Annotated in this window: 27 protein-coding genes; 3 read left to right on the top strand and 24 right to left on the bottom strand. The window is 68.2% G+C overall.

Annotation, left to right across the window (positions count from 1 at the left end; translation table 11 throughout):
* Window positions 1-93 precede the first annotated feature (93 nt).
* A complete protein-coding gene (locus OG446_RS23125; protein ID WP_328895819.1) occupies window positions 94-1665 on the top strand; it encodes a PH domain-containing protein in 1572 nt (523 codons plus the stop codon).
* Between the two features lie 30 nt (window positions 1666-1695).
* Here OG446_RS23125 and glmM read toward each other — a convergent pair whose 3' ends face one another.
* The 4 genes from glmM to OG446_RS23105 all read right to left on the bottom strand — a co-directional run bounded on the left by glmM (window position 1696) and on the right by OG446_RS23105 (window position 6541).
* The gene (gene glmM / locus OG446_RS23120; RefSeq protein WP_328895818.1) at window positions 1696-3054 is read right to left on the bottom strand and encodes a phosphoglucosamine mutase; all 1359 of its coding nucleotides are present in this window, start codon (window positions 3052-3054) and stop codon (window positions 1696-1698) included.
* Window positions 3055-3218: 164 nt separating this feature from the next.
* Window positions 3219-3746: a 30S ribosomal protein S9 gene (gene rpsI / locus OG446_RS23115; protein WP_328895817.1), complete on the bottom strand. Its 528-nt coding sequence runs from the start codon at window positions 3744-3746 to the stop codon at window positions 3219-3221.
* Between the two features lie 45 nt (window positions 3747-3791).
* The gene (rplM, locus tag OG446_RS23110) at window positions 3792-4235 is read right to left on the bottom strand and encodes a 50S ribosomal protein L13 (protein WP_136328420.1); all 444 of its coding nucleotides are present in this window, start codon (window positions 4233-4235) and stop codon (window positions 3792-3794) included.
* A gap of 686 nt (window positions 4236-4921) precedes the next feature.
* Window positions 4922-6541, bottom strand: coding sequence for an ABC-F family ATP-binding cassette domain-containing protein (locus tag OG446_RS23105; RefSeq protein WP_328895816.1), 1620 nt, complete (start codon window positions 6539-6541; stop codon window positions 4922-4924).
* Window positions 6542-6608: 67 nt separating this feature from the next.
* On the opposite strand from OG446_RS23105, the gene OG446_RS23100 reads away from it, so the two are divergent.
* Both OG446_RS23100 and OG446_RS23095 read left to right on the top strand, forming a co-directional pair.
* Entirely contained in the window at window positions 6609-7457 is an 849-nt protein-coding gene (locus OG446_RS23100) for a hypothetical protein (RefSeq protein WP_328895815.1), read from the top strand.
* A 50-nt stretch (window positions 7458-7507) separates the two neighbouring features.
* Window positions 7508-9376 carry a DUF4034 domain-containing protein gene (locus tag OG446_RS23095; RefSeq protein WP_328895814.1) on the top strand — a complete coding sequence of 623 codons (1869 nt, stop codon included), beginning with the start codon at window positions 7508-7510 and terminating at the stop codon, window positions 9374-9376.
* A gap of 7 nt (window positions 9377-9383) precedes the next feature.
* Here the strand turns inward: OG446_RS23095 and truA are convergent, their stop codons facing one another.
* From truA to rplN, 20 genes are all read right to left on the bottom strand, one after another.
* Window positions 9384-10238 carry a tRNA pseudouridine(38-40) synthase TruA gene (truA, locus tag OG446_RS23090; protein WP_328895813.1) on the bottom strand — a complete coding sequence of 285 codons (855 nt, stop codon included), beginning with the start codon at window positions 10236-10238 and terminating at the stop codon, window positions 9384-9386.
* 90 nt (window positions 10239-10328) lie between these two features.
* A complete protein-coding gene (rplQ, locus tag OG446_RS23085; RefSeq protein ID WP_136328425.1) occupies window positions 10329-10832 on the bottom strand; it encodes a 50S ribosomal protein L17 in 504 nt (167 codons plus the stop codon).
* A 200-nt stretch (window positions 10833-11032) separates the two neighbouring features.
* Window positions 11033-12055, bottom strand: coding sequence for a DNA-directed RNA polymerase subunit alpha (locus OG446_RS23080; protein ID WP_003966937.1), 1023 nt, complete (start codon window positions 12053-12055; stop codon window positions 11033-11035).
* A 137-nt stretch (window positions 12056-12192) separates the two neighbouring features.
* Entirely contained in the window at window positions 12193-12597 is a 405-nt protein-coding gene (gene rpsK / locus OG446_RS23075; RefSeq protein ID WP_003956432.1) for a 30S ribosomal protein S11, read from the bottom strand.
* Between the two features lie 105 nt (window positions 12598-12702).
* Window positions 12703-13083: a 30S ribosomal protein S13 gene (gene rpsM / locus OG446_RS23070; protein WP_014047799.1), complete on the bottom strand. Its 381-nt coding sequence runs from the start codon at window positions 13081-13083 to the stop codon at window positions 12703-12705.
* Between the two features lie 192 nt (window positions 13084-13275).
* The gene (gene rpmJ / locus OG446_RS23065) at window positions 13276-13389 is read right to left on the bottom strand and encodes a 50S ribosomal protein L36 (protein WP_003956441.1); all 114 of its coding nucleotides are present in this window, start codon (window positions 13387-13389) and stop codon (window positions 13276-13278) included.
* 60 nt (window positions 13390-13449) lie between these two features.
* On the bottom strand, window positions 13450-13671 hold the full coding sequence (gene infA / locus OG446_RS23060; protein WP_003956442.1) for a translation initiation factor IF-1: 222 nt from the start codon (window positions 13669-13671) through the stop codon (window positions 13450-13452).
* Between the two features lie 199 nt (window positions 13672-13870).
* Window positions 13871-14707 carry a type I methionyl aminopeptidase gene (gene map / locus OG446_RS23055; RefSeq protein ID WP_328895812.1) on the bottom strand — a complete coding sequence of 279 codons (837 nt, stop codon included), beginning with the start codon at window positions 14705-14707 and terminating at the stop codon, window positions 13871-13873.
* A 123-nt stretch (window positions 14708-14830) separates the two neighbouring features.
* Window positions 14831-15487, bottom strand: coding sequence for an adenylate kinase (locus tag OG446_RS23050; RefSeq protein WP_328895811.1), 657 nt, complete (start codon window positions 15485-15487; stop codon window positions 14831-14833).
* Entirely contained in the window at window positions 15487-16806 is a 1320-nt protein-coding gene (gene secY / locus OG446_RS23045) for a preprotein translocase subunit SecY (RefSeq protein ID WP_148020236.1), read from the bottom strand. The genes OG446_RS23050 and secY overlap by 1 nt, the downstream gene beginning before the upstream one ends.
* Before the next feature lie 223 nt (window positions 16807-17029).
* Window positions 17030-17485 carry a 50S ribosomal protein L15 gene (gene rplO / locus OG446_RS23040; RefSeq protein WP_018550610.1) on the bottom strand — a complete coding sequence of 152 codons (456 nt, stop codon included), beginning with the start codon at window positions 17483-17485 and terminating at the stop codon, window positions 17030-17032.
* Window position 17486: 1 nt separating this feature from the next.
* The gene (rpmD, locus tag OG446_RS23035; protein WP_018550611.1) at window positions 17487-17669 is read right to left on the bottom strand and encodes a 50S ribosomal protein L30; all 183 of its coding nucleotides are present in this window, start codon (window positions 17667-17669) and stop codon (window positions 17487-17489) included.
* Window positions 17669-18274, bottom strand: coding sequence for a 30S ribosomal protein S5 (gene rpsE / locus OG446_RS23030; RefSeq protein WP_018101216.1), 606 nt, complete (start codon window positions 18272-18274; stop codon window positions 17669-17671). Before rpsE ends, rpmD begins: the two co-directional genes overlap by 1 nt.
* A gap of 47 nt (window positions 18275-18321) precedes the next feature.
* A complete protein-coding gene (gene rplR, locus OG446_RS23025) occupies window positions 18322-18705 on the bottom strand; it encodes a 50S ribosomal protein L18 (RefSeq protein ID WP_018550612.1) in 384 nt (127 codons plus the stop codon).
* A gap of 2 nt (window positions 18706-18707) precedes the next feature.
* Window positions 18708-19247, bottom strand: a complete 540-nt coding sequence (gene rplF, locus OG446_RS23020) for a 50S ribosomal protein L6 (protein WP_148020235.1) — start codon at window positions 19245-19247, stop codon at window positions 18708-18710.
* A 21-nt stretch (window positions 19248-19268) separates the two neighbouring features.
* The gene (gene rpsH, locus OG446_RS23015; protein WP_018519291.1) at window positions 19269-19667 is read right to left on the bottom strand and encodes a 30S ribosomal protein S8; all 399 of its coding nucleotides are present in this window, start codon (window positions 19665-19667) and stop codon (window positions 19269-19271) included.
* 224 nt (window positions 19668-19891) lie between these two features.
* Window positions 19892-20077 carry a type Z 30S ribosomal protein S14 gene (locus tag OG446_RS23010; protein WP_003948630.1) on the bottom strand — a complete coding sequence of 62 codons (186 nt, stop codon included), beginning with the start codon at window positions 20075-20077 and terminating at the stop codon, window positions 19892-19894.
* A 2-nt stretch (window positions 20078-20079) separates the two neighbouring features.
* Window positions 20080-20637: a 50S ribosomal protein L5 gene (gene rplE, locus OG446_RS23005; RefSeq protein WP_018550615.1), complete on the bottom strand. Its 558-nt coding sequence runs from the start codon at window positions 20635-20637 to the stop codon at window positions 20080-20082.
* Window positions 20637-20960, bottom strand: coding sequence for a 50S ribosomal protein L24 (rplX, locus tag OG446_RS23000; RefSeq protein WP_018550616.1), 324 nt, complete (start codon window positions 20958-20960; stop codon window positions 20637-20639). Before rplX ends, rplE begins: the two co-directional genes overlap by 1 nt.
* Before the next feature lie 2 nt (window positions 20961-20962).
* Window positions 20963-21331 carry a 50S ribosomal protein L14 gene (rplN, locus tag OG446_RS22995; RefSeq protein WP_003966950.1) on the bottom strand — a complete coding sequence of 123 codons (369 nt, stop codon included), beginning with the start codon at window positions 21329-21331 and terminating at the stop codon, window positions 20963-20965.
* Between the last annotated feature and the right edge of the window lie 95 nt (window positions 21332-21426).

Genomic DNA, 21426 nt, shown 5'->3' with positions numbered 1-21426 from the left:
GGGCGCGGGGCGAGGCCCGGCAATGTCGCACCCTCCGAGACTGCCGTACCCCGCACAAGCGGTCACCGCCGTACCGCTGACACGATCTCAGGCATGCCCAACGCCGGAGAAGTGATCTACCGTCCCGCCGCGCGGCGTGCCCTGTGGTGGTGCGCCGCAGTCTGCGCGCCCGGGGCGGGTGTGACCGCGGTGCTCGCCGTGTACCTGGCCGGGCTCATGGCAGCCGTGTCCCTGCTGCTCGCGCTGGTGGCTCTCGCCTGCCTGCTGGTGGCTCTCGTCTGCCTGCACGCGGCCACCGCCCGGGTGAGTGCGGACGCCTACGGTCTGCGCTCCCGGACGCTGCTGCGCCGCAGGAACCTGCCGTGGTCCGGCATCGCCGACCTGCGTACGTACATCCAGTACGGGCGGAACCAGGACATCCATCGCGTCAGCGTGCTGCTGCGCGACGGACACGCGCGGCGGCTGCCGCTGCCGCTGAGCGGGTCCTCGGCCGACCGATCGGAGTTCGACGCGAAGCTGGACGCGCTCCGCGCACTGCACCGCCGGTACGGAGACCCCGCGTCGAGCGGGCACGTCCCTGTCATCTCGTACCGCACCGCCGGGCGCGGAGCGGCCGTGACCTGGCTCCTGTGCGTACTGCTGCTCGCCGGCGCGGTCCTGGCCGCGTGGTACGTGCCGGGCCGCGCGTCGGAGAACCGGGCGTGGAAGGCGGCCGTGCCCTGCGGCGCCGCCACGCCTGCCGCGGAGCGCGGCGAGTGCCTGGACGTCCGGCACGCGGTGATTCTGCGGACGAAGGTCGGCCACAGCGAGGCCGGCAGCCGGCTGTACTTCGCCGACGGCCGGCCGCTGGAACGGCTCGGGGTCTCCCGGGAGGCCGCCGGCGCGTTCCGCCCGGGTGACAGCGTCGAACTGACCGTCTGGCGTCACCAGGTGAGGGAGGTCGCGGGAGACCGGTACGTGTGGCGCGCGCACTTCACCGGCGCCGGAGATGTCGCCGCCGTCGCGGCCGGGTGCGCCCTCGCGGCGGGCTACCCCGGAGCCCGTCTGCTGCTGCGGCGGCGCGGGCGCCGGCTGCCGGACGACGAGGTCCTTCCGTCGGCGCTGCCGTACGCGGCCGCGCTCGTCGGTACGGCCGTGTGGCTGCTGCCGTTCAGCTACCACCACCCCACGGACCCGCTCGGCTCGCCCGGAGCCGTCGTCTGGGCGGTTGGGGGTGCGGCGGCCACCCTGGGGATGATCACCTGGGCCTGGCATGCCACCCGCATCCGTACGCCCGGCAGCACCCCGGCGGGCGGGGCCGGGCCCTCCGGGGAAGCGGGGGACCTCTTCCTCGCTGCCCACTTCCTGGAGCACACCGACTACAACCCGCACGGTTTCGGCACCCACATCGTCCTCGGGGACGGTGGTCCGCCTGCGGTGACTCCCCATCCCGGCCCGGGCAGGTTCGCTGCCCGACGGATCCCTGTGGAACGGCTCACCGTCACGAACGTACGACGTGCCAGGGGCAGCGACGGCGAGAGCGTCCAGCGGAGCTGGCACATCGCCGACCTGGACGACTCGGGCAAGCCGGTCCGCCTCGCGGCCGCGCCGGACGACCTGACCCGCATCCTCGACGTGCTGGGGTGCGGCCGGCTGCCACAGAACGCCGGAAGGGCCCGACCGTGAGGCCGGGCCCTTCCGGGAATCGAGCGCAGGTCAGCCCAGCGCGGACTTCACGACGTCGGCCAGCCGGCCGGCCACCGCGCGTGCCTGCTCGATGTCGGCCGCCTCGACCATGACCCGTACCAGCGGTTCCGTACCCGACTGGCGCAGCAGCACCCGGCCGGTGGCGCCCAGCTCGCGTTCGGCCTCGGCGACGGCCGTGGCCAGCTCCGGGGAGGTGGACACCCGGGACTTGTCGACGTCCGGGACGTTGACGAGGACCTGCGGCAGGCGCTCCATCACCCCGGCGAGGTCGGCGAGCGAGCGGCCGGTGGCGGCGACGCGGGCCGCCAGCATCAGGCCGGTCAGCGTGCCGTCGCCGGTCGTGGCGTGGTCCAGGACGATGACGTGACCGGACTGCTCGCCGCCCAGGGCGTAGCCCTCGGCCTTCATCGACTCCAGGACGTAGCGGTCACCCACGGCCGTCTGGATCAGCTGGATGCCCTCGCGCTCCATGGCGATCTTGAAGCCGAGGTTCGACATCACGGTGCCGACCACGGTGTCCTTGCGCAGCTGACCGGCCTCGCGCATGGCGAGGGCCAGCACGGCCAGGATCTGGTCGCCGTCGATCTCCTCGCCCGCGGCGTCGACCGCGAGGCAGCGGTCGGCGTCACCGTCGTGCGCGATGCCGAGGTCGGCCCCGTGCTCGACGACTGCGGTGCGCAGGAGCGACAGGTGCGTGGAGCCGCAGCCGTCGTTGATGTTCAGGCCGTCCGGCTCGGCACCGATCGTGATGACCTCGGCCCCGGCCCGTGCGAACGCCTCGGGCGAGACGTGGGCGGCGGCGCCGTGCGCCTCGTCCAGGACGACCTTCAGGCCGTCGAGGCGGTTGGGGAGCACCCCGATGAGGTGGGCGACGTACCGGTCGAAGCCCTCGGCGTAGTCGCTGATGCGGCCCACTCCGGCACCGGTGGGACGGGCCCACGGCTCGCCGGTGCGGTGCTGCTCGTAGACCGTCTCGATGCGGTCCTCCAGCTCGTCGGCGAGCTTGTGACCGCCGCGGGCGAAGAACTTGACACCGTTGTCCGGCATGGCGTTGTGGCTGGCGGAGAGCATCACGCCGATATCCGCGCCCAGGGCGCCGGTGAGATAGGCCACGGCCGGGGTCGGCAGCACGCCGACGCGCAGGACGTCGACGCCCGCGCTGGCCAGCCCGGCCACGACGGCGGCTTCCAGGAACTCTCCGGAGGCGCGCGGGTCGCGGCCGACCACGGCCGTCGGCCGATGGCCCTCGAAGGTGCCCGCCTCGGCCAGTACGTGTGCCGCCGCGACCGAGAGACCGAGCGCGAGCTCGGCCGTCAGGTCCGCATTGGCGACACCGCGCACGCCGTCCGTGCCGAAGAGTCGTCCCACTGGTGTCCTCCGAAGGTGCTCCGAAACGCAAAAATTCAGACTAAGCAAGCAACAAGCCTATGAACGCCTTATGCCGTTATATGCCCGTGGCTGTCAATAAACGAACGCCCCGGCGCACGAGGTGTGCCGCCGGGGCGAACGTGTAACGCGGTTGAGCAGGCGGTTTAGCGCTTGCTGTACTGCGGGGCCTTACGGGCCTTCTTGAGACCGGCCTTCTTGCGCTCGACCGCACGGTCGTCGCGGGAGAGGAAGCCGTTCTTCTTCAGGATGGCGCGGTTGTTGTCCACGTCCGCCTCGTTCAGCGAGCGGGCCACACCGAGGCGCAGGGCGCCGGCCTGACCGGAGACACCGCCACCCGAGATGCGGGCCACGACGTCGTAGCGACCGTCGAGCTCGAGAACCTTGAAGGGCTCGTTGACTTCCTGCTGGTGCACCTTGTTGGGGAAGTAGTCCTCAAGGGTGCGACCGTTGATCTTCCACTTGCCGGTGCCCGGGATGATCCGGACGCGGGCGATGGCGTTCTTGCGACGGCCAAGGCCGGCCGCGGGCTGCGGGTCGCCGAAGCGGCCCGCGAGCGACTCGGAGGTGTACTCACCCTCGACGGGGACCTCGGACTCGAAGGTGGTCACCTCGGCGAAGGTCTCCTCGCCCTCGGTGCCCTCGATGGGGGTCTCAACAGTGGTCTCGGCCACGATGCTCCTCAGATCTTTCTTTACGTCTTTGGGGGGAGGCCGGAACTACTGCGCGACCTGGGTGATCTCGAACGGGACCGGCTGCTGCGCAGCGTGCGGGTGCTGGTCGCCCGCGTAGACCTTCAGCTTCGAGATCATCTGACGGCCCAGGGTGTTCTTGGGGATCATGCCCTTGATGGCCTTCTCGACGGCCTTCTCGGGGTTCTTCGCGAGCAGCTCGTCGTAACGAACGGAGCGAAGACCGCCCGGGAAGCCGGAGTGGCGGTACGCCATCTTCTGGGTCTTCTTGTTGCCGGACAGGTGAACCTTGTCGGCGTTGATGATGATGACGAAGTCGCCCATGTCCATGTGGGGGGCGTAGATCGCCTTGTGCTTGCCTCGGAGGAGGTTCGCAGCCGTGGTGGCCAGACGGCCGAGAACGATGTCCTCGGCGTCAATGATGTGCCACTGGCGAGTGACATCGCCGGGCTTGGGGCTGTACGTACGCACTTCGTAGCCTTCGCTTCTTCAGTGGATGGGGTCCAGACACATGGCACCTCTGAAGCGATCATGCAGCTGGGGCTCACAATGCCGGGGACGCTGCCCGTATGCGAGCCACTGGTAACTGCTCCAGAGAACCTACGTAAGGGCCCTTCGCGTGAGAACGACGAAGCCAATACGTATAACAATCCCCGACAGTACCCGCCCCGCCCCGGACGGGTCAAAACGGGGCCCTCGGCCGGGTGGGCGCGCGTGTTTCCGGGGCGCGGAGGTCCGTCCTCAATCTCCCCCATAGCCCTAAGGGTATGGGGGACCCCCTCGACGGGCTTGATCTGTGCGGGTGCCCCGCGGGGTGCGCCTTGACCCCCGGGTGGGGTCCGGTGCCCCTCCGGGGCGTCTCCTCAAACGACGAACGTTTCCAGTCCCACGCAGCGGACCCCGGTATTTGTTCGTCGTCCTGCGGGGACTCCCCTGCACGGCCCCGGACCGGCCGTCCCGCGTCTGCGACAGCAGTCCCACCGGCGTACAGACGCACGGCGGCCGGGTGGGGGCGTGCAGGGGAGTCCCCGCAGAAAATGGCGTACGACCCGGGTCGTTTGCGTACCGGGGTGCACACGCCATTTTTGAGGAGTCTCCCCGGAGGGACCCCACCCCTACCCACCGCACAGAGGCGCACCGCACCCCGCAGGGGCCCGTCACCGTGCGCGCTGGACCCGCCGCTCGTCCCACACCGGCTCCGTCGTCTCCCGTACGACCCCGTCCGAGCCGAACACCAGGTACCGGTCGAAGGACTTCGCGAACCACCGGTCGTGCGTGACCGCCATCACGGTGCCGTCGTAGACCTCCAGCCCGTCCTGAAGGGCCTCCGCCGACTCCAGGTCCAGGTTGTCGGTCGGCTCGTCCAGGAGCAGGGCCGTCGTGCCGGCCAGCTCCAGGAGCAGGATCTGGAAGCGGGCCTGCTGGCCGCCGGACAGCTTCTCGAACGGCTGGTCCCCCTGCCGCTCCAGCTCGTACCGCCGCAGTACGGACATGGCGCCGCCCCGGTCCTTGGCCTGCTCCGTCCACAGGATCTCGACGAGCGTCTTGCCCAGCAGCTCCGGATGGGCGTGGGTCTGCGCGAAGTGTCCTGGCACCACCCTCGCCCCGAGCTTCCACTCCCCCGTGTGCGCCACCGGCTCGCCCGCCAACAGCCGCAGGAAGTGCGACTTGCCGGACCCGTTGGAGCCGAGGACGGCGACCCGCTCCCCGTAGTAGATCTCCAGGTCGAACGGCTTCATCAGGCCGGTCAGCTCCAGGTTCGTGCAGGTCACCGCCCGCACCCCGGTCCGGCCGCCGCGCAGCCGCATCTTGATGTCCTGCTCGCGCGGCGGCTCCGGCGGCGGGCCGGCCTCCTCGAACTTCTTGAAGCGGGTCTGCATCGCGTGGTAGCGGTTCGCCATGTCGGGGCTGTTCGCCGCCTGCTGCCGCATCCGCAGGACGAGCGCCTTCAGCCGGGCGTGTTCCTCCTCCCAGCGGCGCAGCAGTTCCTCGAAGCGCGCGAAGCGCTCCTTGCGGGCCTGGTGGTACGTGGCGAAGCCGCCACCGTGCACCCAGACGTCGCTGCCGGCCGGGCTGGGCTCCACGCTGACGATCTTCTCGGCGGCGCGGGAGAGCAGCTCCCGGTCGTGGGAGACGAAGAGGACCGTCTTACGGGTCTCCTTCAGCTTCTCCTCCAGCCAGCGCTTGCCGGGTACGTCCAGATAGTTGTCCGGTTCGTCGAGCAGCAGCACCTCGTCGGGCCCGCGCAGCAGCGCCTCCAGCACCAGCCGCTTCTGCTCACCGCCGGACAGGGTGCGTACCTCGCGCCACTGCGCCTTCTCGTACGGGACGCCGAGCGCGGCCATGGTGCACATGTCCCAGACCGTCTCGGCCTCGTACCCGCGCGCCTCCGCCCAGTCGCTCAGTGCCTGCGCGTACGTCATCTGCGCGGCCTCGTCGTCGGTGGTGAGGATCAGCTCCTCGGCCCGGTCGACCGCCTGCGCTGCCTCCCGGATCCGGGGCTGGGCGACGGACACCAGCAGGTCCCGCACCGTGCGCTCGTCGCGCACCGAGCCGACGAACTGCTGCATCACGCCGAGCCCGCCGCTCACCGAGACCGAGCCGCCGTGCGGCTGGAGCTCCCCGGCGAGCAGCCGCAGCAGCGTGGTCTTCCCGGCGCCGTTCGCCCCGACGAGGGCGACGACGGCACCGTCCGCGACACGGAACGAGGCATCGCCGAGCAGTACCCGCCCGTCCGGTAGGTAGTACTCGAGATGGCCTGCTTCAAGATGTCCCATGCACAGCATTGTCACGGGCAGCGAAGCCCTGGCCCAACCGGATTACCTTCCGTCTAGGATTCGCGGCATGAGCTTTGGGCAAGGGGGGCCCTCCTGGGGGCCTGGGGGAACGGGTACACCGGACTGGGCGGCACTGGCCGAGGCATCGGCGGCACGCGCCAGGCGCAAGAGGTGGCTGATGATCGGCGGGGGCGCGCTGGCCACCGCCGCGGTCGCCGCGATCGTGGCGACGGCGGTCATCTCGACCAACAAGGACGGTTCCGGCGGTTCGTCCGGCAAGAACGCGAGCGAACTGCCGTCGGCGACCGATCTGCCCAGCCAGTCGACGCAGCCGGAACCGTCGTTCTCGTCCGTGGCCCCGGCGCCCCCGCCGGATCCGAAGGACTACATATCCGACGTGCGGAAGGACCGGGCGCCCGTCACCGTGGACGCCTTCTTCCCCGGCAAGAAGCTGACGATGGGCGACCGCGTCTACGCCAAGGGCGCGACGCACCGCACCACGAAGTGCGCCACGACCACCCAGGGCGCACTCGGCACGATCCTGACGAACAACGGCTGCGACCAGGTCGTCCGGGCCACGTACAGCCGCAGCGGCGTGGCCGTGACCATCGGCCTCGCGGTCTTCGAGACCGAGGCCCAGGCCAAGAAGGCCGCCCAGCAGGCCAGCGGGGGCCTGGCGTCGCTGAGCGGGGCGGGGGTGCCCACGTTCTGCCGCGGCGGCGCCGTCTGCCGTCGCACGGCCAACTCCTACGGCCGGTACGCCTACTTCACGGTGGGCGGCTTCACCAGCGGCAAGAACGTCACCAAGGGCGACAAGAACGTGTTCGCCGTCGGCGACGACCTGACGAACTTCACGTTCCGTCAGATCCGCCACCGTGGTGAGGTCCAGGCCTCGGCCGCCGCCACCGCCCCCTGACCGCCCGTCCTTCGGTTCAGTCACCCTCCCGGATGCGGAGAACCGCTGCTGTGCGTCTCGTCTTCCTGGTCTCCTTCCTGCGCATCCTGCGCCACCGCGACGCCATCGGTGTCGACCTGGCTCCCGACGAGGCGGTGGTCCTGGACCCGCCGGACGCCCCGCTGCGCGCCGCCCTCACCGCGGCGACGGCCGGCGACCACGGCCCGGCGCGGGAGCTCCTCGCGTCGACCCGGGCGCACGCCCAGTGGGAGCGCAGGGACGCGTACGTGAGCCGGCTGGCCCGGACCGCGCTGCACCACGACGGCTGGCTGGACGCCTGGCTGGCGGAGTCCCCCGAGGATCCCGACGCGCTCCTCGTCGTCGCCGACTTCCACCTCCACCAGGCGTGGAAGGTGCGGACGAGCGCCCGCGCCAAGGACGTCGAACGGGACCAGTTCCAGGCCTTCTTCGCGCTTCTGGAGGACGCCGTGCCGGTGATCGGCGCCGCGGCCGAGCTCAACCCCGCGGACCCGGTTCCCTGGCGCATCGCGCTCACCCACGCCCGCGGCATGCAGGCTCCGCGCGAGGTCTTCGACGCGTATCTCGCCGAGGCCGAGGCCCGCGACCCGCACCACTTCGGCTGTCATGCGCAGGCACTCCAGTACCTGTGCGCCAAGTGGTACGGCTCGCACGAGGAGATGTTCCGGTACGCGGAGCGGGTGGCCGCATCCGCCCCGCCCGGCTCCCGGCTGCACGCGCTGCCGCTCCAGGCAGCGCTGGAGTACCGGCTGTCCGAGGCTGCCGAGCCCGAGGGCCCCGACCCGTACGGGCCCAAGGTCGACGCGGCCCTCACCCGCGCCCTGGCCCTCTCCGACACCTACGACGGGGCGGGCGACCGCGAGGCAGCCGGATTCCGCAACGAACTGGCCCTGCTGCTGATCATGTCGGACCGTCCGGCCGAGGCACTCGACGTGTTCCGGGCCATCGGTGTCCACGCCACCGAGTACCCGTGGAACCGGCTCGGCGACGCCCGTGCCGAATTCCTCGAAGCCCGGTCCGACGTACGGCTGGACCTCGCCTCACAGATCCCCTTCTTCGGCCGCCCGCCCGCACCGCCCGCCGACGCCCCCGACTGGGCGGCCCTCACCCCGCGCGCGGTCGCGATCGTCCCCGCGCCTCCGGCCACCGTCGCCCAGGCGGCGCTGATCTGCGGCTTCTCCCTGCGTACGGCTCCGGCGGGCGAGGGCTACAGCTATGTCGAGGTGGTCCCCGAGGCCACCCGGGGACGACGGGCGGCGCTGCTCCCCGAGGAACCGCTGACCGCGGCGGCGGAGACCTTCACGACGGGTGAGACCTGGCCCGCCCTGGTGCTGCACCGCACCCCCGAGCGCTGCACCGTCACCGCCCTCCACCAGGGCCGGCAGATCGCGACGCACATCTGGGACGCCGAGTCCCCCGCCCCCGACCACGCCGATGTGCAGGACACCGCCGCGGAGCTCGCCCATCTGTACCGGGTGGCGGACCCGCGCCCGCTGGCCCACATCCTGCGCGCCACCGGCGACCCGGTCCGCCACCAGGCCGATCTGGTGACCGCGCTCGGTCTGCCGCCCGTCCCGCCCGGCTTCGGCGGCGACACCGAGATCCTCGGCGAGATCCCGGGCGCCCGGGTCCAGGTCCGCCGCTCGATCCTGGCGGGCATGCGCGACACGATGACGACGAGCACGGGCAGCCACCCGTCCGCGCCCGATGCCGCCCCGCGGACGACCCGCTGGTGGCTGACGCGTACCGCCGCGCTGGCGCTCGTGGGTACGGGCGCGGTCCTCGCGTGGTGGAGCCCGCGGATCGGCTGGTTCCGCGCCTCGCTGCTGAGCGGCGCGGCGCTGTACCTGGCGGGCTCCCTCACCTCCGCGCTGCGCCGGCGCAGACGTACGGCACCATGACCGGCCGTCAGCAGCAGCCGGCCCCCGGAAGCGTCCGCACGTTCCGCGCCTCCACCGCCCTCGCGGCGAGCAATTCATCGGCCGGGTAGGCGACTTCCTCCAGCGTCAGCCCGTGCGGCCGCACCACGTGGACCCCGGGATCGCGCACCCGGGCGGCGAGGACTTCGGCAGGCCACGGATACGGGCGGCGGCCGTCCCCCACGAACAGAATCGCGCCGACCAGCGCCCGCACCATGTTGTGGCAGAAGGCGTCGGCCTGCACGGTCCCGGTGATGATCCCGGACGCCTCGTCACGTACCCAACTCAGCTTCTGCAGCGTCCTGATGGTCGTCGCACCTTCGCGCTTCTTGCAGTACGCGGCGAAGTCGTGCTCCCCCGTCATGCGCGCGGCCGCCGCGTTCATCGCGTCGAGGTCCAACTCCCGGTCATGCCACAGCACATGACCCCGCACCAGCGGATCGACACCGCCGGGCCCGTCCGACACCCGGTACGCGTACCGGCGCCACAGGGCCGAGAATCGGGCGTTGAACCCGGCCGGCGCCTCCTCGATCCGGCGGATCCGCACATCGGGCGCCATCCGGCCGGCCATCCGCCGCAGCAGCATCGGAGCGTGCTCGGCCCACACCCCGTCCGGCAGGTCCACGTGCGCGACCTGACCCCGGGCGTGCACACCGGCATCGGTACGCCCGGCCACGGTCAGGTCGTAGGTGCGCGAGGAGCGGGTCACGGTCCGCAGCGCATCCTCGATCTCCCCCTGAACGGTCCGTCGGCCGGTCTGCTTCGCCCAGCCCGAGAAGTCCTTGCCGTCGTAGGCCAGGTCCAGCCGCACCCGTACGAAGCCGGGCTCCACCACGTCACTCACACCAGCGATCCTCTCAAGATCCGTACACAGCGAAACGGGCCCGCACCGCCCCGAAGGGTGATGCGGGCCCGTCCCGAGGTCTCAGAACGCTCAGGCGTCCTTGGACTCCTCGTCGGCCTCGGCCGGCTTGGCGTCCTCGACGGACTCGACCGGGGTCTCGTCCTTCTTGAGGGCGTCTTCCTTGACCGCACGCTTCGTGGCGGCCTCGGCCTCACCGGTGGCAGCCTGCGCCACGGTCAGGGCCTCGACCAGCTCGATGACGGCCATCGGGGCGTTGTCGCCACGACGGTTGCCGATCTTGGTGATGCGGGTGTAACCACCGGGGCGGTTCTCGTACCGCGGGGCGATCTCGGTGAAGAGCGTGTGCACGATGCCCTTGTCCGTGATCGACTGCAGCACCAGGCGACGGTTGTGGATGTCGCCCTTCTTCGCCTTGGTGATGAAACGCTCGGCGACCGGACGCAGGCGGCGGGCCTTGGCCTCGGTCGTGGTGATGCGGCCGTGCTCGAACAGCGACTTCGCGAGGTTGTTGAGAAGAAGCTTCTCGTGCGCAGCGCTGCCGCCCAGACGGGCACCCTTGGCGGGCTGAGGCATGGTTTTCTCCTTGTGTGCTGCACCGGCCGTATCAGGTACCGGTGTCAGTTCCCGTGAGGCGGTCGCCACACGGAAGTCCAGATGCCGGAATTCACTTCCAGCCCGTCCGAGCCAAGATCAAGCCCGTCCGGCGATTGAGGACAAAGCCTCACCCCGGCACGGGGGCACCGTCAAAGACGGCACCCCCAGCCGGAGGCGACTCAGTACTGCTCGGTCTCCACGAAACCGGCGTCCGCGTCGTCGTCCGCACCGAACGCGTCGGCGGCGGCGGTCGGGTCGAAGCCGGGAGGCGAGTCCTTCAGCGCCAGGCCCATACCGGCCAGCTTCGCCTTGACCTCGTCGATCGACTTCGCACCGAAGTTGCGGATGTCGAGCAGGTCCGCCTCGGAGCGGGCCACGAGCTCGCCCACCGAGTGGATGCCCTCGCGCTTGAGGCAGTTGTACGAGCGGACCGTGAGCTCCAGCTCCTCGATCGGCAGCGCCAGATCGGCGGCGAGAGCGGCGTCCGTGGGCGAGGGGCCCATGTCGATGCCCTCGGCGTCGATGTTGAGCTCGCGCGCCAGACCGAACAGCTCGACCAGGGTCTTACCGGCCGACGCCATGGCGTCACGGGGACGCATGGCCTGCTTGGTCTCGACGTCGACGATCAGCTTGTCGAAGTCGGTGCGCTGCTCGACACGGGTCGCCTCGACCTTGTACGTGACCTTGAGCACCGGCGAGTAGATGGAGTCGACCGGGATCCGGCCGATCTCCTGGCCCACCTGCTTGTTCTGGACGGCGGAGACGTAGCCGCGACCGCGCTCGACGGTCAGCTCCATCTCCAGCTTGCCCTTGCCGTTCAGCGTGGCCAGGACGAGGTCCGGGTTGTGGACCTCGACACCGGCCGGCGGGGCGATGTCAGCAGCGGTGACCAGGCCGGGGCCCTGCTTGCGCAGGTACATCACGACCGGCTCGTCGTGCTCCGAGGAGACGACCAGCTGCTTGATGTTGAGGATGAGGTCGGTCACGTCCTCCTTGACGCCCGGCACGGTGGTGAACTCGTGCAGGACACCGTCGATACGGATGCTGGTGACAGCGGCACCCGGGATCGAGGAGAGGAGCGTGCGACGCAGGGAGTTGCCGAGCGTGTAGCCGAAGCCCGGCTCCAGCGGCTCGATGACGAACCGCGAGCGGAACTCGTCAACGACCTCTTCGGTCAGCGACGGACGCTGAGCGATAAGCATGTGTGAATCCTTCAGTCGTGGGCGCCCACTATTTGACACCCGACAGATGAAACAAGGATACGGGCGGCACACCCCCGTAGGGGGCATACCGCCCGTACCCACGCTACTGACGCACGGCCGTCACCGGCCGTAGCGCATCAGACGCGGCGACGCTTCGGCGGACGGCAGCCGTTGTGCGGCGTCGGGGTGACGTCCTGGATCGAACCGACCTCCAGGCCCGTGGCCTGCAGGGAGCGGATCGCGGTCTCGCGGCCGGAGCCCGGACCCTTGACGAAGACGTCAACCTTGCGCATGCCGTGCTCCTGCGCGCGGCGGGCGGCCGACTCGGCGGCCATCTGCGCGGCGAAGGGGGTGGACTTGCGCGAGCCCTTGAAGCCGACGTGGCCGGCGGAGGCCCAGGAGATCACGTTGCCCGAGGGGTCCGTGATCGAGACGATGGTGTTGTTGAACGTGCTCTTGATGTGGGCGTGCCCGTGAGCGACGTTCTTCTTTTCCTTGCGACGCACCTTCTTGGCTGCGCCCTGACGACCCTTGGGGGGCATGTCTTGACTCCAGATGGAGAGGGGAGGTGATCGGTCCTACAGCGAAGACCGCTGGATACTGCGTTTGTCCGGAGACCCGGACGCTCGCAGTGCGTCCGCTGAGGACTACTTCTTGCCCGGCTTCTTCTTACCGGCGATCGCGCGACGCGGGCCCTTGCGGGTACGAGCGTTCGTGCTGGTGCGCTGGCCGTGGACCGGCAGACCACGACGGTGGCGGATGCCCTGGTAGCAGCCGATCTCGATCTTGCGGCGGATGTCGCCCTGGATCTCGCGGCGAAGGTCACCCTCGGTGCGGAGGTTGGCGTCCACGTACTCGCGGATCTTGACCAGGTCCTCTTCGGCCAGGTCACGAACGCGGGTGTTGGGGTTCACGCCGGTGGTGGCGAGGATCTCCTTGGACCGGGTGCGCCCGATACCGAAGACGTAGGTGAGGGCAACCTCCACGCGCTTTTCGCGCGGGATGTCAACACCTGAAACGCGTGCCATTCAATGGCTCCAGTTGTTATTTCGGGGGTCTTCCGCAGCGCCACTCCCGACCGCCGACCTCTTGGTGTGAGGTGGTACGCCCGGGTCCCCGGCCCCCGCCGGAGGTGTCGTCAGCCGTGGCTTGGACGGGCACTGCGTATGTACGTTTACGTGCGTCGCGCGAAGTACTGCGAGATGCGAGGGGGTCGTGCGTCAGCCCTGGCGCTGCTTGTGGCGCAGGTTGTCGCAGATGACCATGACCCGACCGTGACGGCGGATCACCTTGCACTTGTCGCAGATCTTCTTGACGCTCGGCTTGACCTTCATGGGATGTCAGGTTCTCCGGGTCAGTGCCACCACCCCGCCGAAGCGAGATGCGGGCAAGATCTACTTGTAGCGGTAGACGATCCGGCCACGCGTCAGGTCGTACGGGGAGAGCTCCACCACGACCCGGTCGTCCGGGAGGATACGGATGTAGTGCATCCGCATCTTGCCGGAGATGTGCGCGAGGACCTTGTGACCGTTCTGGAGTTCCACCTTGAACATGGCGTTCGGGAGGGACTCGATCACGGTGCCCTCAATTTCGATGGCACCTTGCTTCTTGGCCACGCTTCGCCTTTCGAATCGGCTACCTTGATCGACTTCCGTCACTCGTATGCGGACACACGGATGCACGAGAGCCGACGAGTCAGTCTACGTCAGCGGACTCCAAAAGACGAATCCGTCAAGTTTGCCCACCGCGGGAGATCCTTAGACCTCGCGGTGGCTGTCAATCACGCAAGAGGCCCGGCACCGCCGGCACCCCTCGTCAGCCCAGCGGGTCGGGCGCCGCCTCCACGCCGTACTGCGCCAGCTTCTCGCGGCCGCAGTCCGGAGCGGTCAGGACCAGCGGGCCCTGCTCCGTGAGGGCGATGGAGTGCTCCCAGTGGGAGGACCAGGTGCCGTCGGTGGTGATGACGGTCCACTCGTCCTCCAGCACCTCGGTACGGGCCGTGCCGAGGGAGACCATCGGCTCGATGGCCAGGCAGAGGCCCGGGACCAGCTTGATGCCCTTGCCGCGCTTGCGGGCGACGTAGTTCAGCAGGTGCGGGTCCATGTGCATCTCGGTGCCGATGCCGTGCCCGCCGTAGTCCTCGATGATCCCGTACTTGCCCGTCGCCGGACGGGGCTGGCGGCGGATGTAGGACTCGATCGCCTTCGAGATGTCGACCAGGCGGTTGTTCACCTTCATCGCCGCGATACCGGCCCACATCGACTCCTCGGTCACCCGGGAGAGCTCGACGAGCTCCGGAGCGTGACCGGTGCCGACGAAGGCCGTGTAGGCCGCGTCGCCGTGCCAGCCGTCGATGATCGCGCCGGCGTCGATGGAGATGATGTCGCCGTCCTTGAGGACGGTCTTGTCGTCCGGGATGCCGTGGACGACGACCTCGTTCACCGAGGTGCAGATCGTCGCGGGGAACCCGCCGTACCCGAGGAAGTTCGACTTCGCACCGTGGTCGGCGATCACCTTGCGGGCGACCTGGTCCAGGTCCTGCGTGGTGGCACCGGGCACCGCCGCCTCGCGGGTGGCGGCGTGAATGGCAGCGACCACCAGCCCCGCCTCACGCATCTTCGCGATCTGCTCGGGGGTCTTGATCTGCACCATTGCGCGGCGCCTTTCTGGATACGGGGACGGGTGCGGCGTACTCAACGATACGGCCGCAAACAGTCGGCCGCGGCGCCCAAGGACGCCGCGGCCGACTGCACTGCATGTACTACGGGTGCTCTCTCAGCCCTCGTCGGACTTCAGAGCCTCCATGGCCCGCTCGGTCACCTCGGTGACCTTGCCGAGCGCGGAGATGGTGACCACCAGGTTCTGCGCCCTGTAGTAGTCGATGATCGGCTCGGTCTGCGTGTGGTAGACCTCCAGCCGGGTGCGGACCGTCTCTTCGCTGTCGTCGTCGCGCTGGTACAGCTCGCCGCCACAGGTGTCGCAGACACCCTCGGTCTTCGGCGGGTTGTACGTCACGTGGAACACGTGCGCGCTCTCGTTGCGGCAGACCCGGCGGCCCGCGATGCGCTTCACGACCTCGTCCTCGGGGACTTCGAGGTCGAGTACCGCGTCCAGCTTTACGCCCTCGTCCTTGAGCATCACATCGAGCGCCTCGGCCTGACCCACGTTGCGCGGGAAGCCGTCGAGCAGGAAGCCGTTGACCGCGTCCGGCTGGGACATGCGGTCCTTGGCCATCCCGATCGTGACCTCGTCCGGCACCAGCTGCCCCGCGTCCATGTAGGCGCGGGCCTGCTTGCCAAGGTCAGTGCCCTGGCTGATGTTGGCGCGGAAGAGGTCGCCCGTGGAGATGTGCGGAATCGACAGGTTCTTGGCAAGGTACGCAGCCTGCGTTCCCTTGCCGGCACCCGGCGGGCCGACGAGGACGATTCGCATCAGCGGAGGAACCCTTCGTAATTGCGCTGCTGGAGCTGACTCTCGATCTGCTTCACGGTTTCCAGACCCACACCCACGATGATGAGGATGCTCGTCCCGCCGAACGGGAAGTTCTGGTTGGCCCCGCCGAAGCCTGCCAACGCCATCGTCGGCACAAGAGCGATCAGACCCAGATACAGCGAGCCCGGCCAAGTGATCCTGTTGAGCACGTAGCTCAGATACTCGGCAGTAGGTCGACCTGCCCGGATACCCGGGATGAAGCCACCATACTTCTTCATGTTGTCGGCGACTTCCTCGGGGTTGAACGAGATCGCCACGTAGAAGAAGGCGAAGAACACGATCAACAGGAAGTACGTCGCGATGTAGTACGGGTGGTCGCCCTTGACGAAGTGGTCCTGGATCCAGGTCGCCCAGCCCGCGGTGGAGTTGGAGAACTGGACGATCAGGGCCGGGATGTAGAGCAGCGAAGAAGCGAAGATGACGGGAATCACACCCGCCTGGTTCACCTTCAGCGGGATGTAGGTGGACGTACCACCGTACGACCGGCGCCCGATCATGCGCTTCGCGTACTGCACCGGGATCCGGCGCTGGGCCTGCTCGACGAAGACGACGAGCCCCACCATCACGAAGCCGATCAGGATGACGGTGGCGAACTCGATCCAGCCGTCCGCGAGCTTGCCGCTCGTCTTGATGGCCCAGATGGCGCCGGGGAAGCTGGCGGCGATCGAGATGAACATCAGGATCGACATGCCGTTGCCGATGCCGCGGTCGGTGATGAGCTCACCGAGCCACATGACGGCGGCCGTGCCGGCGGTCATCGTGATGACCATGACGACCGTCGTGAACATCGACTGGTTCGGGACGATCTGGTCGGCGACCGGGCAGCCGCTGAAGAGCGCACCGCTGCGTGCGGTGGCCACCAGGCCGGTGCCCTGCAGGATGGCGAGTGCGACCGTCAGATAACGCGTGTACTGCGTGATCTTTGCCTGGCCGGACTGCCCCTCCTTCTTGAGCGCCTCGAGTCGGGGAATCACCACGGTCAGCAGCTGAAGAATGATGCTGGCCGTGATGTACGGCATGATGCCGAGCGCGAAGATCGTGATCTGCAGCAGTGCACCACCGCTGAACATGTTCACCAGGCCGAAGAGGCTGTTGTTGCCCTTACTTGCCTGATCAACACAGGTCTGGACGTTCTCGTAGCTCACACCCGGTACCGGGATGTGCGCCCCGAGCCGGTAGAGCACGATGATGCCGAGCGTGAAGAACAGCTTCTTGCGCAGGTCGGGCGTCTTGAACGCCCGGGCGAACGCGGTGAGCACGGTGCCTCCTGCGACCCCCGCGCAATGCGTAGAGGTGACGGTCTTGAGGATCGATGAGTACGTAATAGCCAAAGGGCCCAAGGCGCTTGCGCCCAGGGCTTACCACAGCAACGGAGGCCACCTTACCGGCGTACATGCCCCCCTAGGAACGACCAACCGGGGATGCCCCATATGAGAGGCATCCCCGGTCGGATGTTCAGGCCACCGATTGGTCCGAGTTGTCTCAGACGAGCTCGGTGACGGTGCCGCCGGCAGCGGCAATCTTCTCCTTGGCGGAGCCGGAGACGGCGTCAACCGAAACCTGCAGTGCCACGGAGATCTCGCCCTGTCCGAGGACCTTGACGAGGTGGTTGTTGCGCACAGCGCCCTTGGCGACCAGGTCGGCCACCGTGACCTCTCCACCCTCGGGGTAGAGCGTCGCGAGCTTGTCCAGGTTCACGACCTGGTACTCGGTGCGGAACGGGTTCTTGAAGCCCTTGAGCTTCGGGAGACGCATGTGGAGGGGCATCTGGCCACCCTCGAAGCGCTCCGGAACCTGGTAACGGGCCTTGGTGCCCTTGGTACCACGACCAGCGGTCTTACCCTTGGATGCCTCACCACGACCCACACGGGTCTTGGCGGTCTTGGCACCCGGGGCAGGCCGGAGGTCATGCGCCTTCAGCGGCTTGTTCTCCGCCATGTCAGTCGACCTCCTCAACCGTCACGAGGTGGCGGACGGTGTGAACCATTCCGCGGAACTCGGGGCGGTCCTCCTTGACAACCACGTCGTGCAGGCGCTTGAGCCCGAGCGAACGAAGGGTGTCGCGGTGGTTCTGCTTGCTGCCGATGTACGACTTCGTCTGCGTGATCTTGAGACGGGCCATTACGCACCCGCTCCCGCACGAGCACGAAGCAGAGCCGCGGGGGCGACGTCCTCGAGGGGCAGACCACGGCGAGCCGCGATCTCCTCGGGACGCTGCAGGCCCTGGAGGGCCGCCACGGTCGCGTGCACGATGTTGATCGGGTTCGAAGAACCGAGCGACTTCGACAGGATGTCGTGAACGCCGGCGCACTCCAGAACGGCGCGCACCGGGCCACCGGCGATAACACCGGTACCGGGGGAAGCAGGCTTGAGCAGAACGACGCCCGCAGCCTTCTCGCCCTGGATCGGGTGAGGGATGGTGCCCTGGATACGCGGAACCTTGAAGAAGTTCTTCTTGGCTTCTTCCACGCCCTTGGCAATGGCCGCGGGAACTTCCTTGGCCTTGCCGTAACCGACACCGACGGTGCCGTCACCATCGCCCACCACGACCAGCGCGGTGAAGCTGAAGCGACGACCACCCTTCACAACCTTGGCGACACGGTTGATCGCGACGACGCGCTCGACGTACGCGGTCTTCTCGGCGGCAGCTGCGCCGCCGTCACGGCCCTTCCGGTCCCGCCGCTCGCCGCCACCGGCACCGCTTCCGCGGCGCTGGGGTCCAGCCATTGGATTTACCTCTCTCTGTTACGTCCGCTGTGCGTAGGAACCGGGGCTTAGAACTTCAGCCCGGCTTCACGGGCGGCGTCAGCCAGAGCGGCAATCCGCCCGGCGTACTGGTTACCACCGCGGTCAAACACGACGGCCTCGACGCCTGCGGCCTTGGCACGCTCGGCGACCAGGGCGCCGACCTGCTTGGCCTGGCTGCTCTTGTCGCCCTCGCCACCACGGATGGAGACGTCCAGGGTCGACGCCGACGCGAGCGTGTGGCCCGCGATGTCGTCGATGACCTGAGCCACCATGTGGCGGTTGGAACGCGTCACAACCAAGCGCGGACGCTCCGGCGAACCGGAGATGTGCTTGCGGACGCGGATGTGGCGACGCTTGAGGGCTGCACGCTTGTACGCGTCGCCCTTGGCGATCTTTACGCCGTATGCCATCGCTACTTACCAGCCTTTCCGACCTTGCGGCGGATGACCTCGCCGGCGTACTTGACGCCCTTGGCCTTGTACGGGTCAGGCTTCCGCAGCTTGCGGATCTTGGCCGCGGTCTCGCCGACCTTCTGCTTGTCGATGCCCTCGACGGTGAACTTCGTGGGGGACTCCACCTTGAAGGTGATGCCCTCCGGGGCCTCGATCAGGATCGGGTGGCTGTAGCCCAGGGCGAACTCCAGGTTGGAGCCCTTCGCCTGGACGCGGTAACCGACACCACTGATCTCGAGCGCCTTGATGTATCCCGTGGTCACGCCGGTGATCATGTTCGCCACCAGCGTGCGGGACAGGCCGTGAAGGGCCTTGTTCTGACGCTCGTCGTTCGGGCGGGCGACGTTCAGGACGCCGTCCTCACCCTTGGTGACCTCGATCGGCGACGCAACGGTGTGCGAGAGGGTGCCCTTGGGGCCCTTCACCGCGACCGTACGGCCATCGATGGTGACGTCCACACCGGCGGGAACCTGGATGGGGAGCTTGCCGATTCGCGACATGAGCTATTCCTCCGTTCCCGACTACCAGACGTAGGCGAGGACTTCCCCACCTACGCCCTTCTTGCTGGCCTGCTGGCCGGTCAGGAGACCGTGGGACGTGGAGATGATCGCCACGCCCAGGCCGCCGAGAACCTTCGGCAGATTGGTGGACTTTGCGTATACACGCAGACCCGGCTTCGAAATACGCTTGATGCCGGCGATCGAGCGCTCGCGGTTCGGGCCGAACTTCAGCTCGAGGACGAGGTTCTTGCCAACCTCGGCGTCCTCGACCTTCCAGCCCGTGATGAAGCCCTCCTGCTGGAGGATCTCCGCGATGTGCGACTTGATCTTGCTGTGCGGCATCGTGACGTCGTCGTGATACGCCGAGTTCGCGTTACGCAGACGCGTGAGCATGTCTGCGATGGGATCAGTCATGGTCATGAGTTGGCCTTCGGCCTCTCTCGCCGGGGTTTCCTGTATGCGCCATCCCTCTCCCTACTCAGAGGCAGGACGGGTGCGGTGCGGGGACCTACGGCGTAGTAAGTCGGTCTTGGGCGGCAGGCGCCCAACCCCACAAGCCTACGGCATGCGAGGCCGGGCTCCTGCCGACCAGATGCTTACCGAGAGTCTCCGGTGATTCCCAACGCCCAAAGGGCGAAGGAGAATTACCAGGAGCTCTTGGTCACGCCCGGCAGCTCGCCACGGTGAGCCATCTCACGAAGGCACACGCGGCACAGGCCGAACTTGCGGTAGACGGAGTGGGGCCGGCCGCAGCGCTGGCAGCGGGTGTACCCGCGAACGCCGAACTTCGGCTTACGGGCGGCCTTAGCGATCAGAGCCTTCTTCGCCACGGTCAGTTCTCCTTGAACGGGAAGCCGAGGTGACGAAGGAGGGCACGACCCTCGTCGTCATTGGTCGCCGTGGTGACCACGGTGATGTCCATGCCCCGGACCCGGTCGATCTTGTCCTGGTCGATCTCGTGGAACATGACCTGCTCCGTGAGACCGAAGGTGTAGTTGCCACGGCCGTCGAACTGCTTCGGCGACAGGCCACGGAAGTCACGGATACGCGGAAGCGCGAGCGACAGCGTACGGTCCAGGAACTCCCACATGCGGTCACCACGGAGGGTGACGTGGCAGCCGATCGGCTGCCCCTCGCGCAGCTTGAACTGCGCGATCGACTTGCGGGCCTTGGTGACGGCCGGCTTCTGACCGGTGATCGTGGTGAGGTCGCGCACGGCGCCATCGATCAGCTTGGAGTCGCGGGCGGCGTCGCCCACACCCATGTTGACCACGATCTTGACCAGACCGGGAATCTGCATGACGTTCTCGTAGGAGAACTCCTCACGCAGCTTGCCGGCGATTTCCTCGCGGTAGCGCGTCTTGAGACGCGGCGCAGTGGTGGTAGTCATCAGATGTCCTCACCGGTGCGCTTGGCAACGCGGATCTTGTTGCCCTCGTCGTCAAAGCGGTAGCCGACGCGAGTAACGACCTTGTTGCCGTCCTTCTCAACAACCAGCTGCACGTTGCTGACGTGGACGGGTGCCTCGGTCGTCACAATGCCACCGGTCTGCGAGCCGCGAGCGGTCTGACCGGCCTTGGTGTGCTTCTTGACCCGGTTGACACCCTCGACGAGGACGCGGTCCTGAGCAGGGTAGGCAACGATGACCTTGCCCTGCTTGCCCTTGTCCTTACCGGTGATGACCTGAACCAGGTCGCCCTTCTTGATCTTCATGCTTACAGCACCTCCGGCGCGAGCGAGATGATCTTCATGAACTTCTTCTCGCGCAGCTCACGGCCCACCGGGCCGAAGATACGGGTGCCGCGGGGGTCGCCGTCGTTCTTGAGAATGACAGCGGCGTTCTCGTCGAAGCGGATGTACGAGCCATCCTGACGACGACGCTCCTTGACGGTGCGAACGATGACGGCCTTGACGACGTCACCCTTCTTCACGTTGCCACCGGGGATCGCGTCCTTGACGGTGGCGACGATGACGTCACCGATGCCCGCGTAGCGGCGACCCGAGCCACCGAGAACACGGATGGTGAGAATTTCCTTCGCACCCGTGTTGTCGGCGACACGCAGTCGCGACTCCTGCTGGATCACGTCTATCTCCTGATCGTCTGCCGGTTCCCGGCGGGGGCCGCTCCGTTACCGGAACGGACCCCCGCCGAGCCTGGCGGAACCTGCCTGAAGGGGAA

The organism is Streptomyces sp. NBC_00236 (assembly GCF_036195045.1).
Lineage (GTDB): Bacteria > Actinomycetota > Actinomycetes > Streptomycetales > Streptomycetaceae > Streptomyces.
Note: the sequence above shows the minus strand (reverse complement) of the source record. Positions and strands in the feature narration are given on the sequence as shown.